Annotated in this window: 17 protein-coding genes; 7 read left to right on the forward strand and 10 right to left on the reverse strand. The window is 69.9% G+C overall.

Annotated elements, in window-relative coordinates; translation table 11 throughout:
- Positions 1–193: 193 nt before the first annotated feature.
- From ACFYX0_RS38405 to ACFYX0_RS38435, 7 genes are all read right to left on the reverse strand, one after another.
- Positions 194–1,168, reverse strand: a complete 975-nt coding sequence (locus tag ACFYX0_RS38405; RefSeq protein WP_355909008.1) for a PAC2 family protein — start codon at positions 1,166–1,168, stop codon at positions 194–196.
- Between the two features lie 177 nt (positions 1,169–1,345).
- Positions 1,346–2,017, reverse strand: a complete 672-nt coding sequence (locus ACFYX0_RS38410) for a FadR/GntR family transcriptional regulator (RefSeq protein ID WP_388978070.1) — start codon at positions 2,015–2,017, stop codon at positions 1,346–1,348.
- Positions 2,018–2,131: 114 nt separating this feature from the next.
- The gene (locus tag ACFYX0_RS38415) at positions 2,132–2,938 is read right to left on the reverse strand and encodes a nucleoside phosphorylase (protein ID WP_388978072.1); all 807 of its coding nucleotides are present in this window, start codon (positions 2,936–2,938) and stop codon (positions 2,132–2,134) included.
- A 170-nt stretch (positions 2,939–3,108) separates the two neighbouring features.
- Positions 3,109–4,716 carry a glycerol-3-phosphate dehydrogenase/oxidase gene (locus ACFYX0_RS38420; RefSeq protein WP_311697790.1) on the reverse strand — a complete coding sequence of 536 codons (1,608 nt, stop codon included), beginning with the start codon at positions 4,714–4,716 and terminating at the stop codon, positions 3,109–3,111.
- Positions 4,717–4,722: 6 nt separating this feature from the next.
- Positions 4,723–6,261 (reverse strand): glycerol kinase GlpK, encoded by a 1,539-nt coding sequence (gene glpK / locus ACFYX0_RS38425; protein WP_388978075.1) that lies wholly within the window; start codon positions 6,259–6,261, stop codon positions 4,723–4,725.
- Positions 6,262–6,347: 86 nt separating this feature from the next.
- On the reverse strand, positions 6,348–7,136 hold the full coding sequence (locus tag ACFYX0_RS38430) for an MIP/aquaporin family protein (RefSeq protein ID WP_311697792.1): 789 nt from the start codon (positions 7,134–7,136) through the stop codon (positions 6,348–6,350).
- A 542-nt stretch (positions 7,137–7,678) separates the two neighbouring features.
- Positions 7,679–8,443 (reverse strand): IclR family transcriptional regulator, encoded by a 765-nt coding sequence (locus ACFYX0_RS38435; RefSeq protein WP_355909024.1) that lies wholly within the window; start codon positions 8,441–8,443, stop codon positions 7,679–7,681.
- A 267-nt stretch (positions 8,444–8,710) separates the two neighbouring features.
- On the opposite strand from ACFYX0_RS38435, the gene metH reads away from it, so the two are divergent.
- The 3 genes from metH (at position 8,711) to ACFYX0_RS38450 (ending at position 15,099) form a co-directional block, all read left to right on the forward strand.
- On the forward strand, positions 8,711–12,235 hold the full coding sequence (gene metH / locus ACFYX0_RS38440) for a methionine synthase (protein ID WP_388978078.1): 3,525 nt from the start codon (positions 8,711–8,713) through the stop codon (positions 12,233–12,235).
- Positions 12,236–12,372: 137 nt separating this feature from the next.
- On the forward strand, positions 12,373–13,074 hold the full coding sequence (locus tag ACFYX0_RS38445; protein WP_388978081.1) for an HAD family hydrolase: 702 nt from the start codon (positions 12,373–12,375) through the stop codon (positions 13,072–13,074).
- 420 nt (positions 13,075–13,494) lie between these two features.
- Entirely contained in the window at positions 13,495–15,099 is a 1,605-nt protein-coding gene (locus ACFYX0_RS38450) for an ABC transporter substrate-binding protein (RefSeq protein ID WP_355909033.1), read from the forward strand.
- A 141-nt stretch (positions 15,100–15,240) separates the two neighbouring features.
- On the opposite strand, the gene ACFYX0_RS38455 is transcribed toward ACFYX0_RS38450, so the two are convergent.
- Positions 15,241–15,912, reverse strand: coding sequence for a response regulator transcription factor (locus ACFYX0_RS38455; protein WP_355909036.1), 672 nt, complete (start codon positions 15,910–15,912; stop codon positions 15,241–15,243).
- 77 nt (positions 15,913–15,989) lie between these two features.
- On the reverse strand, positions 15,990–16,961 hold the full coding sequence (locus ACFYX0_RS38460) for a RecB family exonuclease (protein WP_388978084.1): 972 nt from the start codon (positions 16,959–16,961) through the stop codon (positions 15,990–15,992).
- A 243-nt stretch (positions 16,962–17,204) separates the two neighbouring features.
- On the opposite strand from ACFYX0_RS38460, the gene ACFYX0_RS38465 reads away from it, so the two are divergent.
- From ACFYX0_RS38465 to ACFYX0_RS38475, 3 genes are all read left to right on the forward strand, one after another.
- Positions 17,205–18,764, forward strand: coding sequence for a site-2 protease family protein (locus tag ACFYX0_RS38465; protein ID WP_388978087.1), 1,560 nt, complete (start codon positions 17,205–17,207; stop codon positions 18,762–18,764).
- Positions 18,765–18,820: 56 nt separating this feature from the next.
- On the forward strand, positions 18,821–19,723 hold the full coding sequence (locus tag ACFYX0_RS38470) for a tRNA (adenine-N1)-methyltransferase (RefSeq protein ID WP_388978090.1): 903 nt from the start codon (positions 18,821–18,823) through the stop codon (positions 19,721–19,723).
- A gap of 215 nt (positions 19,724–19,938) precedes the next feature.
- A complete protein-coding gene (locus ACFYX0_RS38475) occupies positions 19,939–20,514 on the forward strand; it encodes a hypothetical protein (protein ID WP_388978093.1) in 576 nt (191 codons plus the stop codon).
- 116 nt (positions 20,515–20,630) lie between these two features.
- On the opposite strand, the gene ACFYX0_RS38480 is transcribed toward ACFYX0_RS38475, so the two are convergent.
- Complete coding sequence (locus tag ACFYX0_RS38480) at positions 20,631–20,933, reverse strand: ferredoxin (RefSeq protein WP_388978112.1); 303 nt, start codon at positions 20,931–20,933, stop codon at positions 20,631–20,633.
- Between the two features lie 246 nt (positions 20,934–21,179).
- Between ACFYX0_RS38480 and arc the strand changes: the two genes are divergently transcribed.
- The gene (arc, locus tag ACFYX0_RS38485) at positions 21,180–22,946 is read left to right on the forward strand and encodes a proteasome ATPase (protein WP_355909047.1); all 1,767 of its coding nucleotides are present in this window, start codon (positions 21,180–21,182) and stop codon (positions 22,944–22,946) included.
- The last annotated feature ends 99 nt before the right edge of the window (positions 22,947–23,045 follow it).

Consider the following 23,045-nt stretch of genomic DNA (forward strand, 5'->3'; position numbering starts at 1 on the left):
GGGGCGCCCGCGGCCGCCCCCCCCCCCCCGCGCGCCCCGGGGGTCCCCGGCGCCCCCCCCCCCCCCCCGCCCCCCGGGGGCCCCCGGGGGGGGCCCCCCCCCCCCCCCCCCCCGCCGCTCGGCGTATGCGGCCGGAGACCGACGGTCCCGAACCGGCGTCACACGCCGTACGCCGGGACCGTCCGACGGCCCGTCAGTCCTCCGTGGAGTCCTCGTCCTCGCCGCCCGTCCGCGGGGGCTTCGGCGGTCGCGGTCGGCCACCGGGGCCCTCCCACCGGTAGGAGCCGCCCTCGCCGCCGTCCGCCGTGGCGTGCCCGCCGGGCGGGTTGACGTCCCGTCGGCGCAGATACCGCTCGAACTCCCGGGCGATCGCCTCGCCCGACGCCTCCGGCAGCTCCGCGGTGTCCCGGGCCTCCTCCAGGGTCTGGACGTACTCGGCGACCTCGCTGTCCTCCGCCGCCAGCTGGTCCACGCCGAGCTGCCAGGCACGTGCGTCCTCCGGCAGCTCGCCCAGCGGGATGCGCAGGTCGAGCAGGTCCTCCAGACGGTTGATCAGAGCCAGCGTGGCCTTGGGGTTCGGCGGCTGCGAGACGTAGTGCGGGACCGCCGCCCACAGCGAGACGGCGGGTACGCCCGCGTGCGTGCAGGCCTCCTGCAGCACGCCCACGATGCCCGTGGGCCCCTCGTACTTGGTCTCCTCAAGGTCCATCCGGCGGGCCAGGTCCGCGTCGGACGTGGTCCCGCTGATGGGTACCGGACGTGTGTGCGGGGTGTCCCCGAGCAGGGCGCCCAGGATGACGACCAGCTCCACGCCCAGCTCATGGGCGAAGCCCAGCAGCTCGTTGCAGAACGAGCGCCAGCGCATCGACGGTTCGATGCCGCGGACCAACACCAGGTCGCGCGGTTTCTCGCCGCCGACGCGGACCACCGAGAGACGGGTCGTGGGCCAGGTGATCTTGCGGACCCCGGCCTCCATGAACACGGTGGGGCGGTTCACCTGGAAGTCGTAGTAGTCCTCGGCGTCCAGCGCCGCGAAGACCTCACCTTTCCACTCCCTGTCGAGATGCGCGACCGCGGTGGAAGCGGCGTCGCCGGCATCGTTCCAGCCCTCGAACGCGGCCACCATGACCGGGTCGATCAGCTCGGGAACCCCCTCGAGCTCGATCACCCAGCGCCTCCTTCCGACGTGCCCTCGCGTACGTCCCAACCTTACGGCGTGCGGCGGGGACGCCCGCAGCCCCCTTGCACGGGGGAGTGAACGGATCACTGCCCCGTACGGAGCCCTCGAACACCCGTGATCGGCACCCTGGGCCGGCCCTGCGAGGTGATCCACTCCTGCGAGCGGTCAGAGCGTCGAGCGCAGCCACTGCTCCACGGACGCGATGTGCACGGTGGCCCAGGAGCGGGCCGCCTCCGCGTCCCGGTCGCGCAGGGCACCGAGAATCGCCCGGTGCTCGTGCAGGGTCCGGCTGACCGCGTCCTCCTGGGTGAGGCCCCGCCAGATGCGGGCCCGGGTGGTGGGCCCGGACAGGCCGTCGAGCAGCGAGCACAGCACCGAGTTGCCGGAACTCTGCACGATGCCCCGGTGGAACTCCAGGTCGCTGGCGACCAGTTCCTCCACCGACGGATCGGCGCCCAGCTTGTCCAACTGGGCCGTGAGCGAGTCCAGTTGCTGCTCGCTGATCCGGAAGGCCGCCATGGCCGTCGCGGTCGGCTCCAGGATGCGGCGCACCGCGAGGAACTCCAGCACGGTGTCGTCGCGGTGGAAGTCCACGACGAAGCTCAGCGCCTCCAGCAGCAGCTGAGGATCGAGACTCGTCACATACGTGCCGTCGCCCTGCCGTACGTCCAGGATGCGGATCAGCGACAGGGCCCGTACGGCCTCGCGCAGGGAGTTGCGGGAGAGCCCGAGTTCGGCGGCCAGCTCGCTCTCCTTGGGCAGGCGGTCGCCGGGACGCAGTGCGCCGGAGACGATCATTCCCTTGATCTTCTCGATCGCCTCATCGGTGACCGCCATGACGCGCCTCCCTGTCGCCGAGACATCCGATGTATCAGCTCATTATGGGGCGCCAGTGGGCCGAACGGGGGAGGGAATCCCAAGGGCGGAGGGGGCGACCGCCCTCCGGCCCGCTCAGGCCGACGCTCCCGGGTCCGCCGCCGCCTCCGCCGGACCCGCAGGCGCCTTCTCCGCACGCGCCAGCAGCCGCAGCGCCTCCAGGGCGACCACCGAGCCGCGCTCCACGCCCCGGGCCACCACCTCGCGGTGCGGGTCGTAGCCGCCCGTGGAGAAGGACGCCTTCTCGTCGACCAGTTCGTCGGCGTTGACCCCGTCCACCACGAGCACGCCGCCCGCGACCAGCCCGCGCAGCGAGGCGGTCACCAGCAGCGCCGACAGCTCCATCTCGATCGCCGCGAGCCGCGCCCCGTCGTACGCGTTCAGCGGGATCAGCCCGGGCTGGAAGGCCGCCCGGGTCCACACGATCCCCCGATGGTGCGGCACACCCGCTTCCCGGGCCGCGCGCACCAGGGCGAGCACCGCCTCCGGCGCGGACACCGCCGGGTACTCGGGCGGCAGCAACTGCTGGGTGACGCCGTCGTCGCGGACCGCCGCCTCCGCGACGACCAGGTCCCCGTCATCGATCCCCGGCCTCATGGCGCCCGCCGTGCCCAGCCGCAGCACCGTCCGGACGCCCGCGTCCGCCAGCTCCTGGAAGAGCAGGATCGCGCCCGGCGCGCCCACCCCGTGCGAGGCGACCGTCACCGGCAGGCCTTTCCAGCTCCCCCGGCACACCCGGTACTCGCGGTGGTACGACATCTCCTCGGCCCCGTCGAGCAGGGCGGCGACGGTGGCCGTGCGCGCCGGGTCGCCCACGACGACGGCGTACGGGGGCAGCCCGGTGCGCGGGATGCGGGTGACGGGTGACAGGTCCTGCGTCATCGGGCGGCTCCGGTGGGTCGGCGAGGCCGGGCAGCGGCATGCGCGTCGAGCGCGTGGCGCACTCCGCATACCGTACGCAGCACGGGCCCGCCCATGATCATCGACGGGGAGCGTGCACGTACACGAAAGGGGCGGCTCCGTGCGGGGAGCCGCCCCTCGTCGTGAGGGACCTACTTCTTGTCGAGCAGGTCCTGCACCTTGCCGCGCACCTCGTCCGTGGCCAGGCCGCGGATCGTCAGGGTGGTGCGGCGGCGCAGCACGTCGTCCGCCGTCTCGGCCCACTCGTTGTCGCGGGCGTAGACGACCTGCGCCCAGATCTCCGGCGCGTCGGGGTGGACGCGCTCGCCCAGCTCGGGGTTCTCGTTGGCGAGCCGCGCGATGTCGAAGGCCAGCGAACCGTAGTGGGTGGCCAGGTGCTTGGCGGTGTCGGGCGCCATGCGCGGGCCGGGCGCCGGACCGTCGACGACCAGCCGGTGGGCGATCGCACGCGGGTTGGCGATGCCGGGCAGCGGCAGCTTCCTCGGCAGCGTGGAGATCGGCTCGAAGTCGTCGCCGAGCGGACGGCCCGGGAGGGCCTCCAGCTTCTTCATGACCGTACGGCCGATGTGGCGGAACGTCGTCCACTTGCCGCCCGCGACGGACAGCATGCCGCCCCGGCCCTCGGTGACGACGGTCTCGCGCTTGGCCTTGGCAGTGTCGCCGGGGCCGCCCGGCAGCACGCGCAGACCGGCGAAGGAGTACGTGATCAGGTCACGGCGCAGCTGCTGGTCGCGGACGGAGAAGGCCGCCTCGTCGAGGATCTGGTCGATGTCCTTCTCGTTCACCGAGACGTCGGCCGGGTCGCCCTCGAACTCCTCGTCCGTGGTGCCGAGCAGCAGCATGTCCTCCCAGGGGAGGGCGAACGTGATGCGGTACTTGTCGATCGGGGTCGCGAGCGCCGCCTTCCAGGGGGAGGTGCGCTTGAGGACCAGGTGCGCGCCCTTGGACAGACGTATGGAGGGGGCCGCGTTCGGGTCCTCCATACGGCGCAGGTGGTCCACCCACGGGCCGGTCGCGTTGAGCACCAGTCGCGCGTCGACACCGAACTCGTCGCCGGAGACCCGGTCCCTCAGCTCGGCACCGGTGACCCGGCCCCTGGTGAAGCGCAGGCCGGTGACCTCCGCGTGGTTCAGGACGACGGCGCCCGCCTCGACGGCCGCACGGACCGTCATCAGCGCCATGCGCGCGTCGTTCATCTGGTCGTCGCCGTACACGGCAACGGCCTTGAGGTTCTCGGTGCGCAGCTCCGGAACGTCCTGCTGCGCCTTGGCCGGCGACAGCAGGTGCCCCACGCCGTCACCGAACGCCGAGAGTGCGGAGTAGGCGAAGACGCCCGCTCCGAGCTTCGCCGCGCCGTGCGGCCCGCCCTTGTACACGGGGAGGTAGAACGTGAGCGGGTTCGCCAGGTGAGGGGCCACCTGACGGGACACCGCACGGCGCTCGAAGTGGTTCTCCGCCACCAGCTTCACCGCGCCGGTCTGCAGGTAGCGCAGACCGCCGTGGAGGAGCTTGGAGGAGGCGGAGGAGGTGGCGCCGGCGAAGTCGCCGGCGTCCACCAGGGCCACCCGCAGGCCCGACTGCGCGGCATGCCAGGCCGTGGAGATGCCCAGGATTCCGCCACCGATCACCAGGAGGTCGTAGGTCGCCTTGGACAACTGCTCCCGGGTCTCGGCGCGGCTCGGGGTGGAGCCGTACGCCGGGTGGGTCCCCAGAGCCGGGACACTCTGCAGGGTGGTCATCGCGAATTACTCCTCGTCTTCGATCCAGCCCATGGTCCGCTCGACGGCCTTGAGCCAGCTCTTGTACTCACGGTCGCGGGTCTCCGCGTCCATGTGGGGCGTCCACTCGGCGGCGCGGCGCCAGTTGGCGCGCAGGTCGTCGGTGCTGGTCCAGAAGCCGACGGCGAGGCCGGCGGCGTAGGCGGCACCGAGGCAGGTGGTCTCGGCGACCATCGGACGCACCACCGGTGCGTCCAGGACGTCCGAGAGCGTCTGCATCAGCAGGTTGTTGGAGGTCATGCCGCCGTCGACCTTGAGGGCCGCGAGCTCGACGCCGGAGTCCTTGGTCATGGCGTCGGTGATCTCGCGGGTCTGCCAGGCGGTGGCCTCCAGGACGGCGCGCGCGAGGTGCGCCTTGGTGACGTACCGGGTCAGGCCGGCGATCACACCGCGGGCGTCGGAGCGCCAGTACGGGGCGAACAGACCGGAGAAGGCCGGCACGAAGTAGGCGCCGCCGTTGTCCTCGACCGAGAGCGCGAGTGTCTCGATCTCGGCTGCGGTCTTGATCAGGCCCATCTGGTCGCGCATCCACTGCACCAGGGAGCCGGTGACGGCGATCGAGCCCTCCAGGGCGTAGACCGGCTTCTCGTCGCCGATCCGGTAGCCGACCGTGGTCAGCAGGCCCGAGTAGGAGTTGATGATCTTCTCACCGGTGTTCATCAGCATGAAGGTGCCGGTGCCGTAGGTGGACTTGGCCTCACCCTCGGAGAAGCAGGTCTGGCCGAACAGGGCAGCCTGCTGGTCGCCGAGCGCGGAGGCGACCGGGATGCCGCCGAGCACCTCGCCCAGCTTGCCGCCGGTGACCTCGCCGTAGACCTCCGCGGACGAGCGGATCTCGGGCAGGATCTGCTTCGGGACGCCGATCGACTCGCAGATCTTGTCGTCCCACTGCAGGGTGTGCAGGTTCATCAGCAGGGTGCGGGACGCGTTGGTCACGTCGGTGACGTGCTTGCCGCCGTCGACACCACCGGTCAGGTTCCAGATGACCCAGGTGTCCATGGTGCCGAAGAGGATGTCGCCCGCCTCGGCGCGCTCCTTGAGGCCGTCGACGTTGTCGAGCAGCCAGCGGGCCTTGGGGCCGGCGAAGTAGGAGGCCAGCGGCAGACCGGTCTCGCGGCGGAAGCGGTCCTGGCCGACGTTGCGGCCGAGCTCCTTGCAGAGCCCGTCGGTGCGGGTGTCCTGCCAGACGATGGCGTTGTGGACGGGCTCACCGGTGTTCTTGTCCCACAGCACGGTGGTCTCGCGCTGGTTGGTGATACCGATGGCCTTGATGTCGTCACGGGTGATGCCGGCCTTCTCGATGGCTCCGGCGACGACCTCCTGGACGTTGGTCCAGATCTCGGTGGCGTTGTGCTCGACCCAGCCCGGCTTCGGGAAGATCTGCTCGTGCTCCTTCTGGTCGACGGAGACGATGCGGCCGTCCCGGTCGAAGACGATGCAACGCGAAGAGGTGGTGCCCTGGTCGATGGCGGCGATGAACGGGCCGGCGGTGTGTGCGTCGGTCACGGTGTGCTCCTGGGATTCCATAGCTGGTGGGGCGGTCTATACGTGCGCGGTACTGAGAGCGAGACGTCCGGAGGGGCTCAGTTTTCTCAGGCGAAGGCGACGTTGTATATGCCTGCGGCGATCGCGCCGCCGATCAGAGGACCGACGACCGGGATCCAGGCGTAGCCCCAGTCGGAGCCGCCCTTGTTGGGCAGGGGGAGGAGTGCGTGCACGATGCGCGGACCGAGGTCACGGGCCGGGTTGATCGCGTACCCGGTGGGGCCGCCCAGGGAGAGACCGATCGAGACCACGACGAGCGCGGTGATCAGGGCGCCCAGGGTGCCGAGGCCGTTGCCCTTGTCGTTCAGGCCCTGGGTGAGGACCGCGAGCACCAGCACGATCGTGCCGATGATCTCCGTGGCGAGGTTCATCACCGCGTTCCGGATCTCGGGACCGGTGGAGAAGATCCCGAGCACGGGACCGGCCTGGGCCTCCTGGGCCTCGACCGCCTTGGTGTCCTGCGCCCCCGGGCCGCCGACGATCTCTCTGTCGGTGAGATGGGCCTGGAACTGGCCGTAGTAGACGACCCAGACCAGAGCGGCACCGATCATGGCGCCGAACAGCTGACCGGCCCAGTAGATCGGGACGTTGCTCCAGCCGCCGTCCTTGATGGCGAGCGCCAGCGTCACGGCCGGGTTCAGGTGGGCGCCGGACAGCGGCGCCGAGGTGTAGACCGCCGTCAGAACGGCGAAGCCCCACCCGAAGGTGATGGCGAGCCAGCCGGCGTTACGGGCCTTGGAGGCCTTCAGCGTGACAGCGGCACAGACGCCGCCACCGAGCAGGATGAGTATGGCGGTACCGATGGTCTCGCCGATGAAGATGTCGGAGCTGGACACCCGTGACTCCTTTGTCCTTCGTCCAGGGGAAGGCGAACCCCGGGTCCCTCCGGTGGTCCGCGCCCTCAGGTGTGAGAGCGATGTCGGCCCTTGGCGTTGTCACACTCTAACGCGTATTGCCGGTAGGTGTTCGACAATGCCGACCGATGGACGGGAGTCTCGCTTCCGGTTCGCCGAGGCGTCAAGAGTTCGGTAATCGAATGCAGGATCGTTATTGATCGCCGCGGCTTATCGATCTTGAAACGGGTGCGCACCGCGCGCGAACAGGTACGTTTCGTGTCCGCCCGGGGTGAAGAGGGCGGACGGGGACGGGTGCGGCGGCTGCGCAAGGCCACGGGGTGCGGGAAGGGCCGCGGGTGCGCGAAAGGTCACGGGCGCGCGGAAGGTCGCGCGCGTAGGCGAGGCCACGGCTGCAAGTGAGCCACGGGGTGAACAAGGCCACGGGGTGTGCGAGGTCGCGGGCGCAAAGCAGGGCGGCGGGTGCGCCGAAGGGGCCGATACGTCGTAGGCGTACCGGCCGGACGCTTTGAAGTGCGGGGGCCTCAGAACCGCCCGGCGCCCAGGTCCCTGGACACCGCGCGGGCGCAGTCACGGACCGCCGCGATCAGATCGGGGCGCAGTTCGCCGTCCCGGCACACCCGTTCCACCGCGCCGGTGATGCCCACCGCACCCACCGGCATCCGCCGCCGGTCGTGGATCGGCGCCGCCACCGAGGCCACCCCGGTCCAGGTCTCCTCGACATCGGCCGCGTACCCCCGGGCCCGGGTCAGGTCGAGGAGCTGCTCGAAGTCGTCCAGCTCGCACACCGTGCGGTCGGTGAACGCCTTACGGTCGTTCTCCAGCGCCTCGCTGTGTGCCACCGGGTCGTACGCGGAGAGCACCTTGCCGAGAGCCGTGGAGTGCAGCGGCTGCATGGCCCCGATCTCCAGGACCTGCCGGCTGTCGTCGGGCCGGAAGACGTGGTGCACGATCAGCACGCCCTGTTGGTGCAGCACCCCGAGATAGACGCTCTCGCCGCTCGACCGGGCCAGGTCGTCCGTCCACACCAGGGCGCGCGCCCGCAGCTCGTGCACATCGAGATAGGTGGTCCCGAGGCGTAGCAGTTCGGCCCCCAGCTGATAGCGGCCCGAGGCGGTGTCCTGCTCGACGAACCCCTCCTGCTGGAGCGTACGGAGTATGCCGTGGGCCGTGCCCTTGGCGAGGCCCAGCGACGAGGCGATGTCCGACAGGCCGAGCCGTCGCTCGCCACCCGCGAGCAGCCGCAGCATCGCGGCCGCCCGTTCGAGCGACTGGATGTTCCGTGCCATCCCCGTCCTGCCTCCGTCCTTCGACCTGTCGCCAACCGTCGCATACCAGCGTTCGGCAATGCCGAACACTACCGGTCGTTGCCGACCTCTCGCTAATGGGTGGTCGCCATCCGTTCCGCGAGAATCCCCGTGCGGGTCACATCAGGAACGCCCGTCCGCCCCGTGGACGCCTCTGACCGTAGGGCCTGCCGGGGGCTACCCTGGCCGCGTGCGTCTTCCGTGGGAAGCGCAAAGCCGACAGCCGTCGCACTCCAGGGAGCATCTTCCATGGCCTCGTTGCCGAATCCGTCCCTTTCGTCCGCCTCCGCCGACAGCCGGGCCCGAATCGACGCCCTCCGGGAAGCCCTCGCCACTCGTGTCGTGGTGGCCGACGGCGCGATGGGCACGATGCTTCAGGCGCAGGATCCGACCCTGGAGGACTTCCAGGGTCTGGAGGGCTGCAACGAGATCCTCAATCTGACTCGCCCCGACATCGTCCGTTCGGTCCATGAGGCGTACTTCGCCGTGGGTGTCGACTGTGTGGAGACGAACACCTTCGGGGCCAACCATGCGGCCATGGCCGAGTACGAGATCGCCGATCGTGTGTACGAGCTGTCGGAGGCGGGTGCCCGGATCGCCCGCGGGGTCGCGGACGCGTTCGCGGCGGGGGACGGCCGTGGGCGCTGGGTGCTGGGGTCGATCGGGCCGGGTACCAAGCTGCCCACCCTGGGTCATGTCGCCTACACCACGATCCGTGACGGTTTCCAGGCCAATGCGGAGGGGTTGCTGGCGGGTGGGGCGGACGCGTTGATCGTCGAGACCACTCAGGACCTGTTGCAGACGAAGGCCTCGATCCTGGGTGCCCGGCGCGCGATGGAGGCGACGGGCATCGAGGTGCCGCTGCTGTGCTCGATGGCGTTCGAGACCACCGGCACCATGCTGCTGGGTTCCGAGATCGGTGCGGCGCTGACCGCGCTGGAGCCGCTGGGTATCGACATGATCGGTCTGAACTGCTCGACCGGTCCGGCGGAGATGAGTGAGCATCTGCGCTATCTCACCCGTCACTCGCGCATTCCGCTGCTGTGCATGCCGAACGCGGGTCTGCCGGTGCTGACCAAGGACGGGGCGCATTTCCCGCTGGGTCCGCAGGGTCTGGCGGACGCGCAGGAGAACTTCGTCCGCGACTACGGGCTCTCGCTGGTCGGTGGTTGCTGCGGCACGACTCCCGAGCATCTGCGTCAGGTCGTGGAGCGGGTCCGTGACCTGGCTCCGGTGGAGCGCAGTCCGCGGCCCGAGCCTGGTGCGGCGTCCCTGTATCAGAGTGTGCCGTTCCGTCAGGACACCTCGTATCTGGCGATCGGTGAGCGCACCAATGCCAACGGTTCGAAGAAGTTCCGCGAGGCCATGCTGGAGGGCCGCTGGGACGACTGTGTGGAGATGGCCCGGGAGCAGATCCGTGAGGGCGCGCACATGCTCGATCTGTGCGTGGACTATGTGGGTCGCGACGGTGTGGCCGACATGGAGGAGCTGGCGGGCCGGTTCGCGACCGCCTCCACCTTGCCGATCGTCCTGGACTCCACCGAGGTCGAGGTCATCCGCGCGGGTCTGGAGAAGCTCGGCGGGCGCGCGGTGATCAACTCGGTGAACTACGAGGACGGTGACGGGCCGGATTCGCGGTTTGTGAAGGTGACGCGGCTCGCGCGGGAGCACGGTGCGGCGCTGATCGCGCTGACCATCGACGAGGAGGGCCAGGCCCGCACCCCGCAGAAGAAGGTCGAGATCGCCGAGCGGCTGATCGCCGATCTGACCGGGAACTGGGGCATCCACGAGTCGGACATCCTCATCGACACGCTGACCTTCACCATCTGCACCGGTCAGGAGGAGTCCCGCAAGGACGGCATCGCCACCATCGAGGCGATCCGGGAGCTGAAGAGGCTCCACCCGGATGTGCAGACCACCCTGGGGCTGTCGAACATCTCCTTCGGCCTGAACCCGGCCGCGCGGATCCTGCTCAACTCGGTGTTCCTCGACGAGTGCGTCAAGGCGGGGCTGGACTCCGCGATCGTGCACGCCTCGAAGATCCTGCCGATCGCGCGTTTCGACGAGGAGCAGGTCACGACGGCTCTCGACCTCATCTACGACCGCCGCGCCGAGGGTTATGACCCGCTGCAGAAGCTGATGGCGCTGTTCGAGGGTGCCACCGCAAAGTCGCTGAAGGCGGGCAAGGCCGAGGAACTGGCGGCGCTGCCGCTGGAGGAGCGCCTCAAGCGGCGCATCATCGACGGCGAGAAGAACGGTCTGGAAGCCGACCTCGGCGAGGCGCTGCTGACGCGGCCGGCTCTCGACATCGTCAACGAGACACTTCTGGACGGTATGAAGGTGGTCGGTGAGCTGTTCGGCTCCGGCCAGATGCAGTTGCCGTTCGTGCTGCAGTCGGCGGAGGTCATGAAGTCCGCCGTCGCCTACCTCGAACCGCACATGGAGAAGACGGACGAGGCCGGCAAGGGCACCATCGTGCTCGCGACCGTGCGCGGCGACGTCCACGACATCGGCAAGAACCTCGTCGACATCATCCTGTCCAACAACGGCTACAACGTCGTCAACCTCGGTATCAAGCAGCCGGTCTCCGCGATCCTGGAGGCCGCCGAGGAACACCGGGCCGACGTCATCGGCATGTCCGGGCTCCTGGTCAAGTCCACGGTGATCATGAAGGAGAACCTGGAGGAGCTGAACCAGCGGGGCCTGGCCGCCACCTACCCGGTCATCCTCGGCGGCGCGGCGCTCACCCGCGCGTACGTCGAACAGGATCTGTACGAGCTGTACGAGGGCGAGGTCCGCTACGCCCGCGACGCCTTCGAGGGCCTGCGTCTGATGGACGCGCTCATCGGGGTCAAGCGGGGCGTGCCCGGGGCCAAGCTGCCCGAGCTGCGCCGACGCCGGGTGCGGGCGGCAACCGTCGAGACCGAGGAGCGGCCCGAGGAGGGCCATGTCCGCTCCGACGTCTCCACCGACAACCCCGTGCCCACCCCGCCGTTCTGGGGCACCCGCGTCGTCAAGGGCATCCCGCTCAAGGAGTACGCCTCCTGGCTGGACGAGGGCGCGCTGTTCAAGGGCCAGTGGGGCCTGAAGCAGACCCGCACCGGTGAGGGCCCCACCTACGAGGAACTCGTCGAGACCGAGGGCCGGCCCCGGCTGCGCGGCCTGCTCGACCGGCTCCAGACGGACAACCTCCTCGAGGCGGCCGTCGTCCACGGCTACTTCCCCTGCGTGTCCAAGGACGACGACCTGATCGTCCTGGACGAGGCCGGCAACGAGCGCACCCGGTTCACCTTCCCGCGCCAGCGCCGGGGCCGGCGGCTTTGCCTGGCCGACTTCTTCCGCCCCGAGGAGTCCGGCGAGACCGACGTCGTGGGCTTCCAGGTCGTCACCGTCGGCTCCCGCATCGGCGAGGAGACCGCGCGCCTCTTCGAGTCCAACTCCTACCGGGACTACCTCGAACTGCACGGCCTGTCCGTGCAGTTGGCGGAGGCCCTCGCGGAGTACTGGCACGCACGGGTGCGCGCCGAACTCGGCTTTGCCGGCGAGGACCCGGCCGACATCGAGGACATGTTCGCCCTGAAGTACCGCGGCGCCCGCTTCTCCCTCGGCTACGGCGCCTGCCCCGACCTGGAGGACCGCGCCAAGATCGCCCAGCTCCTGGAGCCGGAACGGATCGGCGTCCACCTCTCCGAGGAGTTCCAGCTCCACCCGGAGCAGTCCACGGACGCGATCGTGATCCACCACCCCGAGGCCAAGTACTTCAACGCCCGATAGCGCTCTCGAGTGCGACGGGTGCGCCACCCGGCGTCACCACGCACTTTCCCCGCGGCCGTCGTACACTGGTCGGTCCACCGCAGGCCGGTTCCCCCTCCGGGAACCGGCCTGGTTGTCCCCTGAAGGAGGTGCGCCGGATGACCACCACGGTCCCCGCGCTCGGAACCCGTACGGCCGAAGGCTCCGCCCTGCAGGCCGTGCTTCTCGACATGGACGGCACACTGGTGGACACCGAGGGATTCTGGTGGGACGTCGAGGTCGAGGTCTTCGCCTCACTCGGCCACACCCTTGACGAGTCCTGGCGCCATGTCGTGGTGGGCGGCCCCATGGCGCGCAGCGCGGGCTTCCTGATCGAGGCCACCGGCGCCGACATCTCCCTCGACGAACTCAGCGTGCTGCTCAACGACGGGTTCGAGGACCGTATCGACCGAAGGCTGCCCCTGATGCCCGGCGCGGCCCGGCTGCTGGCCGAACTGGCGGCGCACGAGATCCCCACCGCCCTGGTCTCCGCCTCGCACCGGCGCATCATCGACCGGGTCCTGGCCTCGATCGGCCCGCAGTACTTCTCCCTCACCGTCGCCGGGGACGAGGTGGAGCGCACCAAGCCGTTCCCGGACCCCTATCTGCTGGCGGCCTCGGGCCTCGGGGCGGACCCCGCCCGCTGCGCCGTCGTCGAGGACACCGCTACCGGTGTCGCGGCCGCCGAGGCAGCGGGCTGCCTGGTGGTCGCCGTGCCTTCGGTCGCTCCCATCGCCCCCGCCCCGCGTCGCACCGTGGTGACCTCTCTCGAAGAGGTCGACCTTCCATTTCTCCGTGGTTTGATGACGGAAATGCGCTGATCGTTCACCCAGCGTGCATCCTGAATGGACGCAATACCGCCGCGTGTCCAGCGGAATGAATTAATACCCGGCCGCCCGGCCGAATTCGGGTGCGGTCCGGTGGACTTAACGTGTGACGTTCACCACATGCAGGGGGGTCGACAGTGGGGGCGAAGTGTGCCGATCCCCCTTGTTCGGGTGTCCCCGGCGTGCCCTTGTGTCCCGATTGGTGGAACGCTGCACGAATCCTTCCCCGAGCGGACTTTCGGTGCGTCCGCAACCGGTTTCTCTGCGTGATGGGAACTCAACTCCGGTGGCGGTGAACCCTCGTGCGGGCGCGGACTAATCTCATCGCGAGAACATCGCCACAACCCCGTGATCCCTCGCACCACCCAATGCTTGACGGGTACACGGATCCAACAGCCCTGGAGAAACTCGAGCATGAACCGCAAGACTTTGGTGCTGCCGGCCGTCGTCGGTCTGCTCACCCCCGTCCTCGCTGCCTGTGGCGGGTCCGACAGCGGGGGCAAGAGCGGTGACGCCATCGTCGTCGGCACCACCGACCGGTTCACCGACACCGGCGACACGCCCGCGCCCGTGGACCCGGCGTACGCGTACGACGTCGGCACCTGGAACATCCTGCGGCAGACCGTGCAGACGCTGATGGTCCAGCCCCGCGGTGAGGGCGAACCCGAGCCCGAAGCCGCCGAGAGCTGCGGCTTCACCGACACCGGCAACGAGCGCTACGCCTGCAAGCTGCGCAGCGGCCTGAAGTTCGCCAACGGCGACCCGGTGACCGCGGCCGACGTGAAGTTCTCCATCGAGCGTGCCCTCTCGCTGAAGGCCGACAGCGGTGTCTTCGCGCTGCTGTCCACCATCGACACCGTCGAGACGCAGGGCGACGACCAGGTCATCTTCCACCTGAAGACCGCGGACGCGACCTTCCCGTTCAAGCTGTCGACGCCGGTCGCGGGCATCATCAACCCCAAGGACTACCAGAAGAACAAGCTGCGCGACGGCTTCCAGGTCGACGGCTCCGGCCCGTACACCATGCAGGCCGAGGTCTCGAACAACGAGCTGGTCAAGGCCACCTTCACCAAGAACCCCTCGTACACGGGCCTGCTGAAGCCCAAGAACGACAAGGTGGTTCTGGAGACCTTCAAGGACGCCGACGCCATGGGCGCCGCCCTCGACAAGGGCGACATCGACGTCATGACCCGTCAGATGTCCCCGGACCAGATCCGCAAGCTCCAGAACGACACGTCCGGCAAGGTCAACCTCGTGGAGATGCCGGGCCTCGAAATCCGCTACCTGGGCTTCAACACCGACGCCGCGTCGGTGAAGTCCACGGCCGTCCGCCAGGCCATGGCCCAGGTCATCGACCGCAGCGCCCTGGTCTCGAAGGTGTACGGCTCCCAGGCCCAGGCGCTGTACTCGCTGGTCCCGGCCACCATCACCGGCCACTCCAACGCGTTCTTCAACAAGTACAGCGACCCGAGCGTGGCCAAGGCCCGCACGCTGCTGAACAAGGCGAACATCACCACCCCGGTGAAGCTGACCCTGCACTACACGACCGACCACTACGGCCCGGCCACCGCCAAGGAGTTCGAGGTGCTCAAGGAGCAGCTCAACGGCAGCGGGCTGTTCAACGTCGACGTCCAGGGCACGCCGTGGGACAAGTTCCGCCCGGCCGAGAAGAAGGGCGCGTACGACGTCTACGGCATGGGTTGGTTCCCCGACTTCCCGGACGCGGACAACTACCTGGCGCCGTTCCTGGACAAGGACAACACCCTCGGTTCGCCGTACGACAACGAGGAGATCCGCAACACGCTGATCCCGCAGTCGCGGCGCGAGGCCGACCGTCTCAACGCGTCGAAGAGCCTCACCGACATCCAGGACAAGGTCGCCGACGACGTGCCGATCCTCCCGCTGTGGCAGGGCAAGCAGTACGTCGCCACCCGTGACGACATCACGGGCAGCGAGTACGCGATGAACTCCTCCTCCACGCTGCAGCTGTGGGAGCTCGGTCGCGGTGTGAGCGGCTGATCCGATCCGGACTGACAAGACCCCCGGGCCGAACGGCCCGGGGGTCTTGGCGTGCGCGTGCGGGACATCGCCCGACAGCCCATCGCCCACAGGCCGTTCGAGGCGACCGTGAGGACCTCGTGCTGCCCGCGGGGCGCGCGACTACTGCGCGCCGGGGCGCACCAGGCCGCTCTCGTACGCGTACACCGCGGCCTGCACCCGGTCCCGCAGCCCCAGCTTCGTCAGCACATGACCCACATGCGTCTTGACCGTGGTCTCGCTGACGAACAGGTCGGCGGCGATCTCGGCGTTGGACAGTCCGCGTGCCACCAGCTTCAGCACCTCCACCTCACGCTCGGTGAGGGTGTGCAGGGTGTCGGGAACCGGCTCGTCCCCGGACGGCAGATGTCCCGCGTACTTGTCGAGCAGACGACGCGTGATGCTCGGCGCGAGCATCGCCTCGCCCGCCGCGACCACCCGGATCGCCTGCACCAGCTCGTCGGCCGGCGCGTCCTTGAGGAGGAAGCCGCTGGCCCCGGCGCGCAGCGCCTCCACCACGTACTCGTCGAGATCGAAGGTGGTCAGCACCAGCACCTTGGCCGGGCCGTCCCGCCCGGGCCCGGTGATCTGCCGGGTCGCCTCCACCCCGTCCATCCGCGGCATGCGGATGTCCATCAGCACCACATCGGGCTGGAGGGCACGCACCTGGTCGAGTGCCTGAAGGCCGTCTCCGGCCTCGCCGACGACCGCGAGGTCCTGCTCGGCCTCCAGGATCATCCGGAAGCCCGTGCGCAGCAGCGGCTGGTCGTCGACCAGTAGGACGCGGATGGCCACGTAAGTCTCCTTCGCTAGTCCGGCCCCATTCTGCCCTGCTCGCAGCCCTCCGGTTCGGGCACCCTGACCCCCGCCGATCACACCTCCCCGGGCCCGCCCGCCGAGTCCCCGGCCGTGTCCTCGTCAGTGACCTGCACCGGCAGCGGCTGCGTCTGCCGGGGGACGCTGCCCGGACCCGCCACCACGACCCCGTCAGGGCCCCGCACCGGCAGTGGATACGGCGGGGGAGTGCCGCCGAACTCCGGGCAGACGGGCTGGTGATCGCACCAGCCGCACAGCTTGGTGGGACGCGGGCGCCAGTCGCCCGTCTCCGTCGCCAGCCGGATCGCCTCCCACAGCGCGAGCAGCTTGCGCTCGACGCGCTCCAGATCCGCCGGCACCGGGTCGTACGTCACCACATCGCCGCTGCCCAGATAGACGAGCTGCAGCCGCCGCGGCACGACCCGCTTCAGCCGCCACACCACCAGGGCGTAGAACTTCATCTGGAACAGCGCGCCCTCCGCGTACTCGGGCCGGGGCGCCTTGCCCGTCTTGTAGTCGACGATCCGCACCTCGCCCGTGGGCGCGACGTCGACACGGTCGATGATCCCGCGCAGCTTCAGCCCGGAGTCCAGCACCGCCTCCACGAACAGCTCGCGCTCGGCCGGCTCCAGCCGGGTCGGGTCCTCCAGCGAGAACCAGCGCTCCACGAGCTGCTCCGCCTCGCCCAGCCAGCGCGCCAGCCGCTCACCCTCCGGATCGTCCGCGAACAGCTCCGCGACCTCCGGTCTCGTCTCCCGCAGGCGGTCCCACTGGCCCGGGATGAGCGACTTGGCCCGGGGCGCGGTCCGCTCGACGGCGGGAGCGTCGAACAGCCGCTCCAGCACCGCATGGACCAACGTGCCCCGGGTCGCCGCCTCGCTCGGCTTCTCGGGCAGTTTGTCGATCACCCGGAAGCGGTAGAGAAGCGGACACTGCATGAAGTCGCCGGCGCGGGAGGGCGACAGCGACTCCGGAGGCGCGGCGGCCACGGCGGGCTGCTCGGCGGAGCCGTCGGTGCTGGTATCCATGCCCACAGACCATACGGCCCGCCACTGACAGTGACACAGTCGCGCCCGTCCCGGCCCGACGGGATCCGGGCACCGGCACGGCCGGGCGGTCCGCGGTACGGCGGGCCGAACGGCCCGTGCGTCACCGGGGAGAACAGAGGGGGTGCCGGGGCGGAACACGACGCGACGGCCGCATACCATCGACCCAGACCCTCCCACCCGGCACCACCCGGGCCGGGGAGACGCTTCGATCGAGGGGACATCGTGGACGAGAGCGGCGGGAGCGGACAGCCGCGCCCCGGCAACGGCGGGACGACCGACCCCGAGGCGGCCCCCACGGCACGGCCCGCCGCCGACGCCGCGCGCCCCGAGCAGCAGCAGGCGCAGCCCGTCGACGGCGGACCGGCCACGGCCACGCACGACGAGGGCACCCGGCCGGGCGGCGACGAGCACGCCGCCGAGCCAGACTCCCCGGGCCCGGCTCACTCCGGCGGCCGAACGACCCCCGAGCCGCACGACGCCACCACCCCGTCGCCCACCCCCGAGTCCGGCCCCGCACGGTCCGACGACCCTGCGGCCGCACCCCCACCCTTCGGCCACGACCCGCACGCCCCCCGCAGCCACGCCCACTCCGGAGCCGACGGCCAGGGACGTCCCCCGCAGCGCCCCAAGGATCCCGGCGGCGGCATCCTCATGGGCCGACCCTTCGGTGTCCCCGTCTACGTCGCCCCCAGCTGGTTCCTCGTCGCCGCCCTGATCACCTGGGTGTTCGGCGGCCAGCTCGACCGCGTGCTGCCCCAGCTCGGCGCCGCCCGCTATCTCGTCTCCCTCTTCTTCGCGGTCGCCTTCTACGCCTCCGTCCTCGTCCACGAGCTGGCCCACACCGTCGCCGCCCTCCGCTTCAAGCTCCCGGTGCGCCGCATCCAGCTCCAGTTCTTCGGCGGCGTCTCCGAGATCCAGAAGGAGGCCGAGTCCCCGGGCCGGGAGTTCGTCCTCGCGTTCGTGGGCCCCCTGCTCTCCCTGGTCCTCGCCGGGATCTTCTACCTCGCCATGCAGCCCGTCCGGCCCGGCACCGTCCCCGGCGTCCTGCTGGCCGGCCTCATGATCTCCAACCTCATCGTGGCCGCCTTCAACCTGCTCCCCGGCCTCCCCCTCGACGGCGGCCGCATGCTGCGCGCCGTCGTCTGGAAGATCACCGGACGGCCGATGAGCGGCACCGTCGCCGCCGCATGGGTCGGCCGCGCCCTGGCCATCGCGGTCCTGATCGGCCTGCCGCTGCTCACCCAGTCCGGCGCCCTCGGCTCCACCGCCGAGGACAACGTGGGCATGGACACCGTCACCGACGCCCTGCTCGCCGCCATCCTCGCCGCCATCATCTGGACCGGCGCCGGCAACAGCCTCCGCATGGCCCGGCTGCGCGAGCACCTGCCCGAACTGCGCGCCCGCACCCTCACCCGCCGCGCGGTCCCCATCGAGACGAACACCTCGCTGTCCGAGGCCCTGCGCCGCGCCAACGCCGCCGGCGCACGGGCCCTGGTCGTCGTCGACGGCCACGGCCAGCCCCTCTCGCTCGTCCGCGAGTCCGCCATCGTCGGCGTCCCCGAGCACCGCCGGCCCTGGGTCAACGCCAGCGAACTCGCGCAGGACCTCACCGACGGCATGCGCGTCTCCGCGGAGCTCGCCGGCGAGGACCTCCTCGACGCCCTGCGCGCCGCACCCGCGACCGAGTACCTCGTCGTCGAGGAGAACGGCGACATCTACGGCGTCCTGTCCGCCGCCGACGTCGAGCGCGCCTTCGTGAAGGCCATGGCCCGCCCCAGCTGAGGCCCCGGCCACCGAGCGTGGTCGGCGGCCCCTCCGGCGACCGGTAGGCTGGTCACATGTCCGAACCGACCGGTGCCGCCCGCCGTCGCGGGCCCTTCAAGGTCGGGGACCAGGTACAGCTGACCGACCCCAAGGGCCGCCACTACACGTTCACGCTCGAAGCCGGGAAGAACTTTCACACCCACAAGGGTTCCTTCCCGCACGACGAACTGATCGGCGCACCCGAGGGCAGCGTTGTCCGCACCACGGGGAACGTCGCCTATCTCGCGTTGCGCCCCCTGCTCCCCGACTACGTCCTGTCCATGCCCCGCGGGGCAGCCGTCGTCTACCCGAAGGACGCGGGGCACATCCTCGCCTTCGCCGACATCTTCCCCGGCGCCCGCGTCGTGGAGGCCGGCGTCGGCTCCGGCTCGCTCAGCAGCTTCCTGCTGCGCGCCATCGGCGACCAGGGCATGCTGCACAGCTACGAGCGCCGCGCCGACTTCGCCGAGATCGCCCAGCAGAACGTGGAGCGCTACTTCGGCGGCCCGCACCCGGCCTGGCAGCTCACCGTCGGCGACCTCCAGGACAACCTGAGCGACACCGACGTCGACCGCGTCATCCTCGACATGCTCGCCCCCTGGGAGTGCCTGGAGGCCGTCTCCAAGGCGCTCGTCCCCGGCGGCATCCTGTGCTGCTACGTGGCCACCACCACCCAGCTCGCCCGGACCGTCGAGTCCATCCGCGAGATCGGCTGCTTCAACGAGCCGACCTCCTGGGAGACGATGATCCGCAACTGGCACATCGAGGGCCTGGCCGTCCGCCCGGACCACCGGATGATCGGCCACACCGGCTTCCTGCTCACCGCCCGCCGCCTCGCGGACGGCGTCGAGCCGCCCATGCGCCGCCGCCGCCCCGCCAAGGGCGCCTACGGCGAGGACTACGCCGGTCCCAACGCGGAGGGAGGCTCCGGCCGCTGAGCCGAGCCCTGCACCCGATCCAACGTACGAGCGCCGTGGCCGAGTTCCCGCACCCCTCGCGGAACTCCGCCACGGCGCTCGCGCGTTGAGCCTCCGAGGCGGTCCGGAACCCGAAGCACCGGAGGAAGCGGGCACCCGCCGTTCCCCCGTACTGTGACGTGTGGCACGATGCGGGGCACCCCACCGGCACAGCCCTCACAGGAGACACTTCTCTCGTGCAGCACCCCGCCGTTCCGGAACTCGCGCACACCACCACCCGGCCCATCCACTGGGTCGCCACTGCCACCGCGGTCTCCGGCGTGATCGCTCTGACGTCCCTGCTGCAACCCGGCGCCGCGACCGCGGCCCAGCCCCAGGTCCGGACCAAAGCGGCCCCGGTCGCGGCCCTGCCGCCCGACCCCTCCAAGGTCCACTTCCCCCTCGACTGCGGCCCCACCAAGGTCCTCGTCGCGAAGAGAGCCACCGGCGACCTCGACGGCGACGGCCGCCCCGAGACCGTGGCCGTCGTCCACTGCGACGCGAGCATGGGCACCCCGCCCGACGCCGCCTACGTCCTCACCCAGGCCGCCGACGCCACCGAACCCCGTGTGGTCGCCACCCTCGTCGATCCCAAGGAACGCCTCACGGTCACGAGCCTCGCCGTCCACGACGCCGCCGTCACCGCGAGCATGCTCGGCTACTCCTCGCCCGACGTACCGAGTTGCTGCCCCGACGTGAAGAGCTCCGCCGAATGGCAGTGGAGGGGCGGCGCGTTCGTCCGCTCCACCCCCTCCGGGGCCCGGACCGTGTGACCCGGCTCACCGCCCCCGGGACCCACGGCTCATGGCCGCCCCGGGGGCGTTCGGAGGTCGGCCGGGCGAACCCGGTGTGAGAAAACAGACATGAATGACAGTCTGTGGTCGTACGATCACTCGGCGTCGGGGCCGTAGATCTCCACCTTGTCCGAAACCCGGCGTACGTGGATGCATTCACCGGGGCACTCCCGCGCCGAGTCGACCACATCCGTGAGAAGCGGCAGCGGCACGGGCGTTGTGGCGCCCGTGGCCTGCAAAAGCTCGTCGTCCGGGCCCTTCACATAGGCCAGGCCGTCGATATCCAGCTCGAACACTTCGGGCGCGTACTGGGCGCAGATGCCGTCACCGGTACACAGATCCTGGTCGATCCAGACCTCCAGCGCCTCGCTGTCGACTCCGGCCTGCTGCACGGTCATCTCTCCTGCCGTTTTTTCTTCGCAGCGCTGCCGGGAATCCGGCCAGCCCTGACGGGTGTTGAACACCCTGACCCTACCTTCGGCCGCTTTCCAATCATGTTCGGTGGGTATTCCCCTGGCGTGAGGGAGAGCGCAAGGGTGAAGATCGGACACACCTCGACAGTCTTTGTGATCTAGGGGTTTCAATCGACACCCACCCAGGTAGGGTCTGGAAGCGTCCAGCTCCCCTTGGAGGAGGTGAGGACCGTGGCAGCCCACGACGACGACATTAACCGCGGCATCCGCCCGGGACGCGGGTCCGAAGACCCGGCCGGGCAGATCGCCTACCTTGAGCAGGAGATCGCCGTCCTGCGCCGCAAGCTCGCCGACTCTCCGCGACACACGAGGATTCTCGAAGAGCGGATCGTCGAGCTGCAGACCAACCTGGCCGGCGTGTCCGCACAGAACGAGCGGCTCGCCAACACGCTCCGTGAGGCCCGCGACCAGATCGTGGCCCTCAAGGAGGAGGTCGACCGGCTCGCCCAGCCGCCGGCCGGCTTCGGTGTCTTCCTGCAGGCGAACGAGGACGGCACGGCCGACATCTTCACCGGGGGCCGCAAGCTCCGGGTGAACGTCAGCCCCAGCGTGGAGCTCGAGGAACTCCGCCGCGGCCAGGAACTGATGCTCAACGAAGCGCTCAACGTGGTCGAGGCCATGGAGTACGAGCGTGTCGGGGACATCGTCACCCTCAAGGAAGTCCTCGAGGACGGCGAGCGCGCCCTGGTGCTCGGGCACACCGACGAGGAACGGGTGGTACGGCTCGCCGAGCCGCTGCTGGACGTCACCATCCGCCCCGGCGACGCCCTTCTGCTTGAGCCCCGCTCCGGCTATGTCTACGAGGTCGTACCGAAGAGCGAGGTCGAGGAGCTCGTCCTCGAAGAGGTCCCCGACATCGGCTACGAGCAGATCGGTGGCCTCGCGGGCCAGATCGAGGCCATCCGCGACGCGGTCGAGCTGCCGTACCTGTACCCCGACCTCTTCAAGGAGCACGAACTGCGCCCGCCCAAGGGCGTCCTGCTCTACGGTCCTCCCGGATGCGGCAAGACCCTCATCGCCAAAGCCGTGGCCAACTCCCTGGCCAAGAAGGTCGCCGAGGTGACCGGCCAGGCCGCCGGGAAGAGCTTCTTCCTGAACATCAAGGGCCCCGAGCTGCTGAACAAGTACGTCGGTGAGACCGAGCGGCAGATCCGCCTCGTCTTCCAGCGTGCCCGGGAGAAGGCCAGCGAGGGCACCCCCGTCATCGTCTTCTTCGACGAGATGGAGTCCCTCTTCCGCACCCGCGGCTCCGGTGTCAGCTCGGACGTGGAGAACACCATCGTCCCTCAGCTGCTCGCCGAGATCGACGGCGTGGAGGGCCTGCAGAACGTGGTCGTCATCGGCGCCTCCAACCGCGAGGACATGATCGACCCCGCGATCCTGCGACCCGGCCGGCTCGACGTCAAGATCAAGATCGAGCGTCCCGACGCCGAGGCGGCCCGGGACATCTTCGGCAAGTACCTCACCGAGAACCTCCCCCTGCACGCCGACGACGTCAGCGAGCACCGGGGCGACAAGGCGGCCACTGTCCAGGGCATGATCCAGACCGCCGTGGAACAGATGTACGCCGAGTCCGACGAGAACCGTTTCCTTGAGGTCACCTACGCCAACGGTGACAAGGAAGTCCTCTACTTCAAGGACTTCAATTCCGGCGCCATGATCGAAAACATTGTCGGGCGCGCCAAGAAAATGGCGATCAAGGACTTCCTGGAACACAGCCAGAAGGGCCTCAGGGTCTCCCATCTCCTCCAGGCGTGTGTGGACGAGTTCAAGGAGAACGAGGACCTGCCCAACACCACCAACCCGGACGACTGGGCCCGGATCTCCGGAAAGAAGGGCGAGCGGATCGTCTACATCCGTACGCTGATCACCGGAAAGCAGGGCGCGGACACCGGACGCTCCATCGACACGGTGGCGAACACCGGGCAGTACCTGTAAAAGGCAGGCGGCTGCGGGTCCCGTCACCGGGCACCCGCAGCCGACGCTTTTCCGGACACGTCCGGAGCAAGGCAATGACGCAAATGATCTCCCCACCAG

Origin of the sequence: Streptomyces sp. NPDC002573 (assembly GCF_042889625.1) — a bacterium.
In the GTDB taxonomy this organism is placed as follows: domain Bacteria; phylum Actinomycetota; class Actinomycetes; order Streptomycetales; family Streptomycetaceae; genus Streptomyces; species Streptomyces gibsoniae.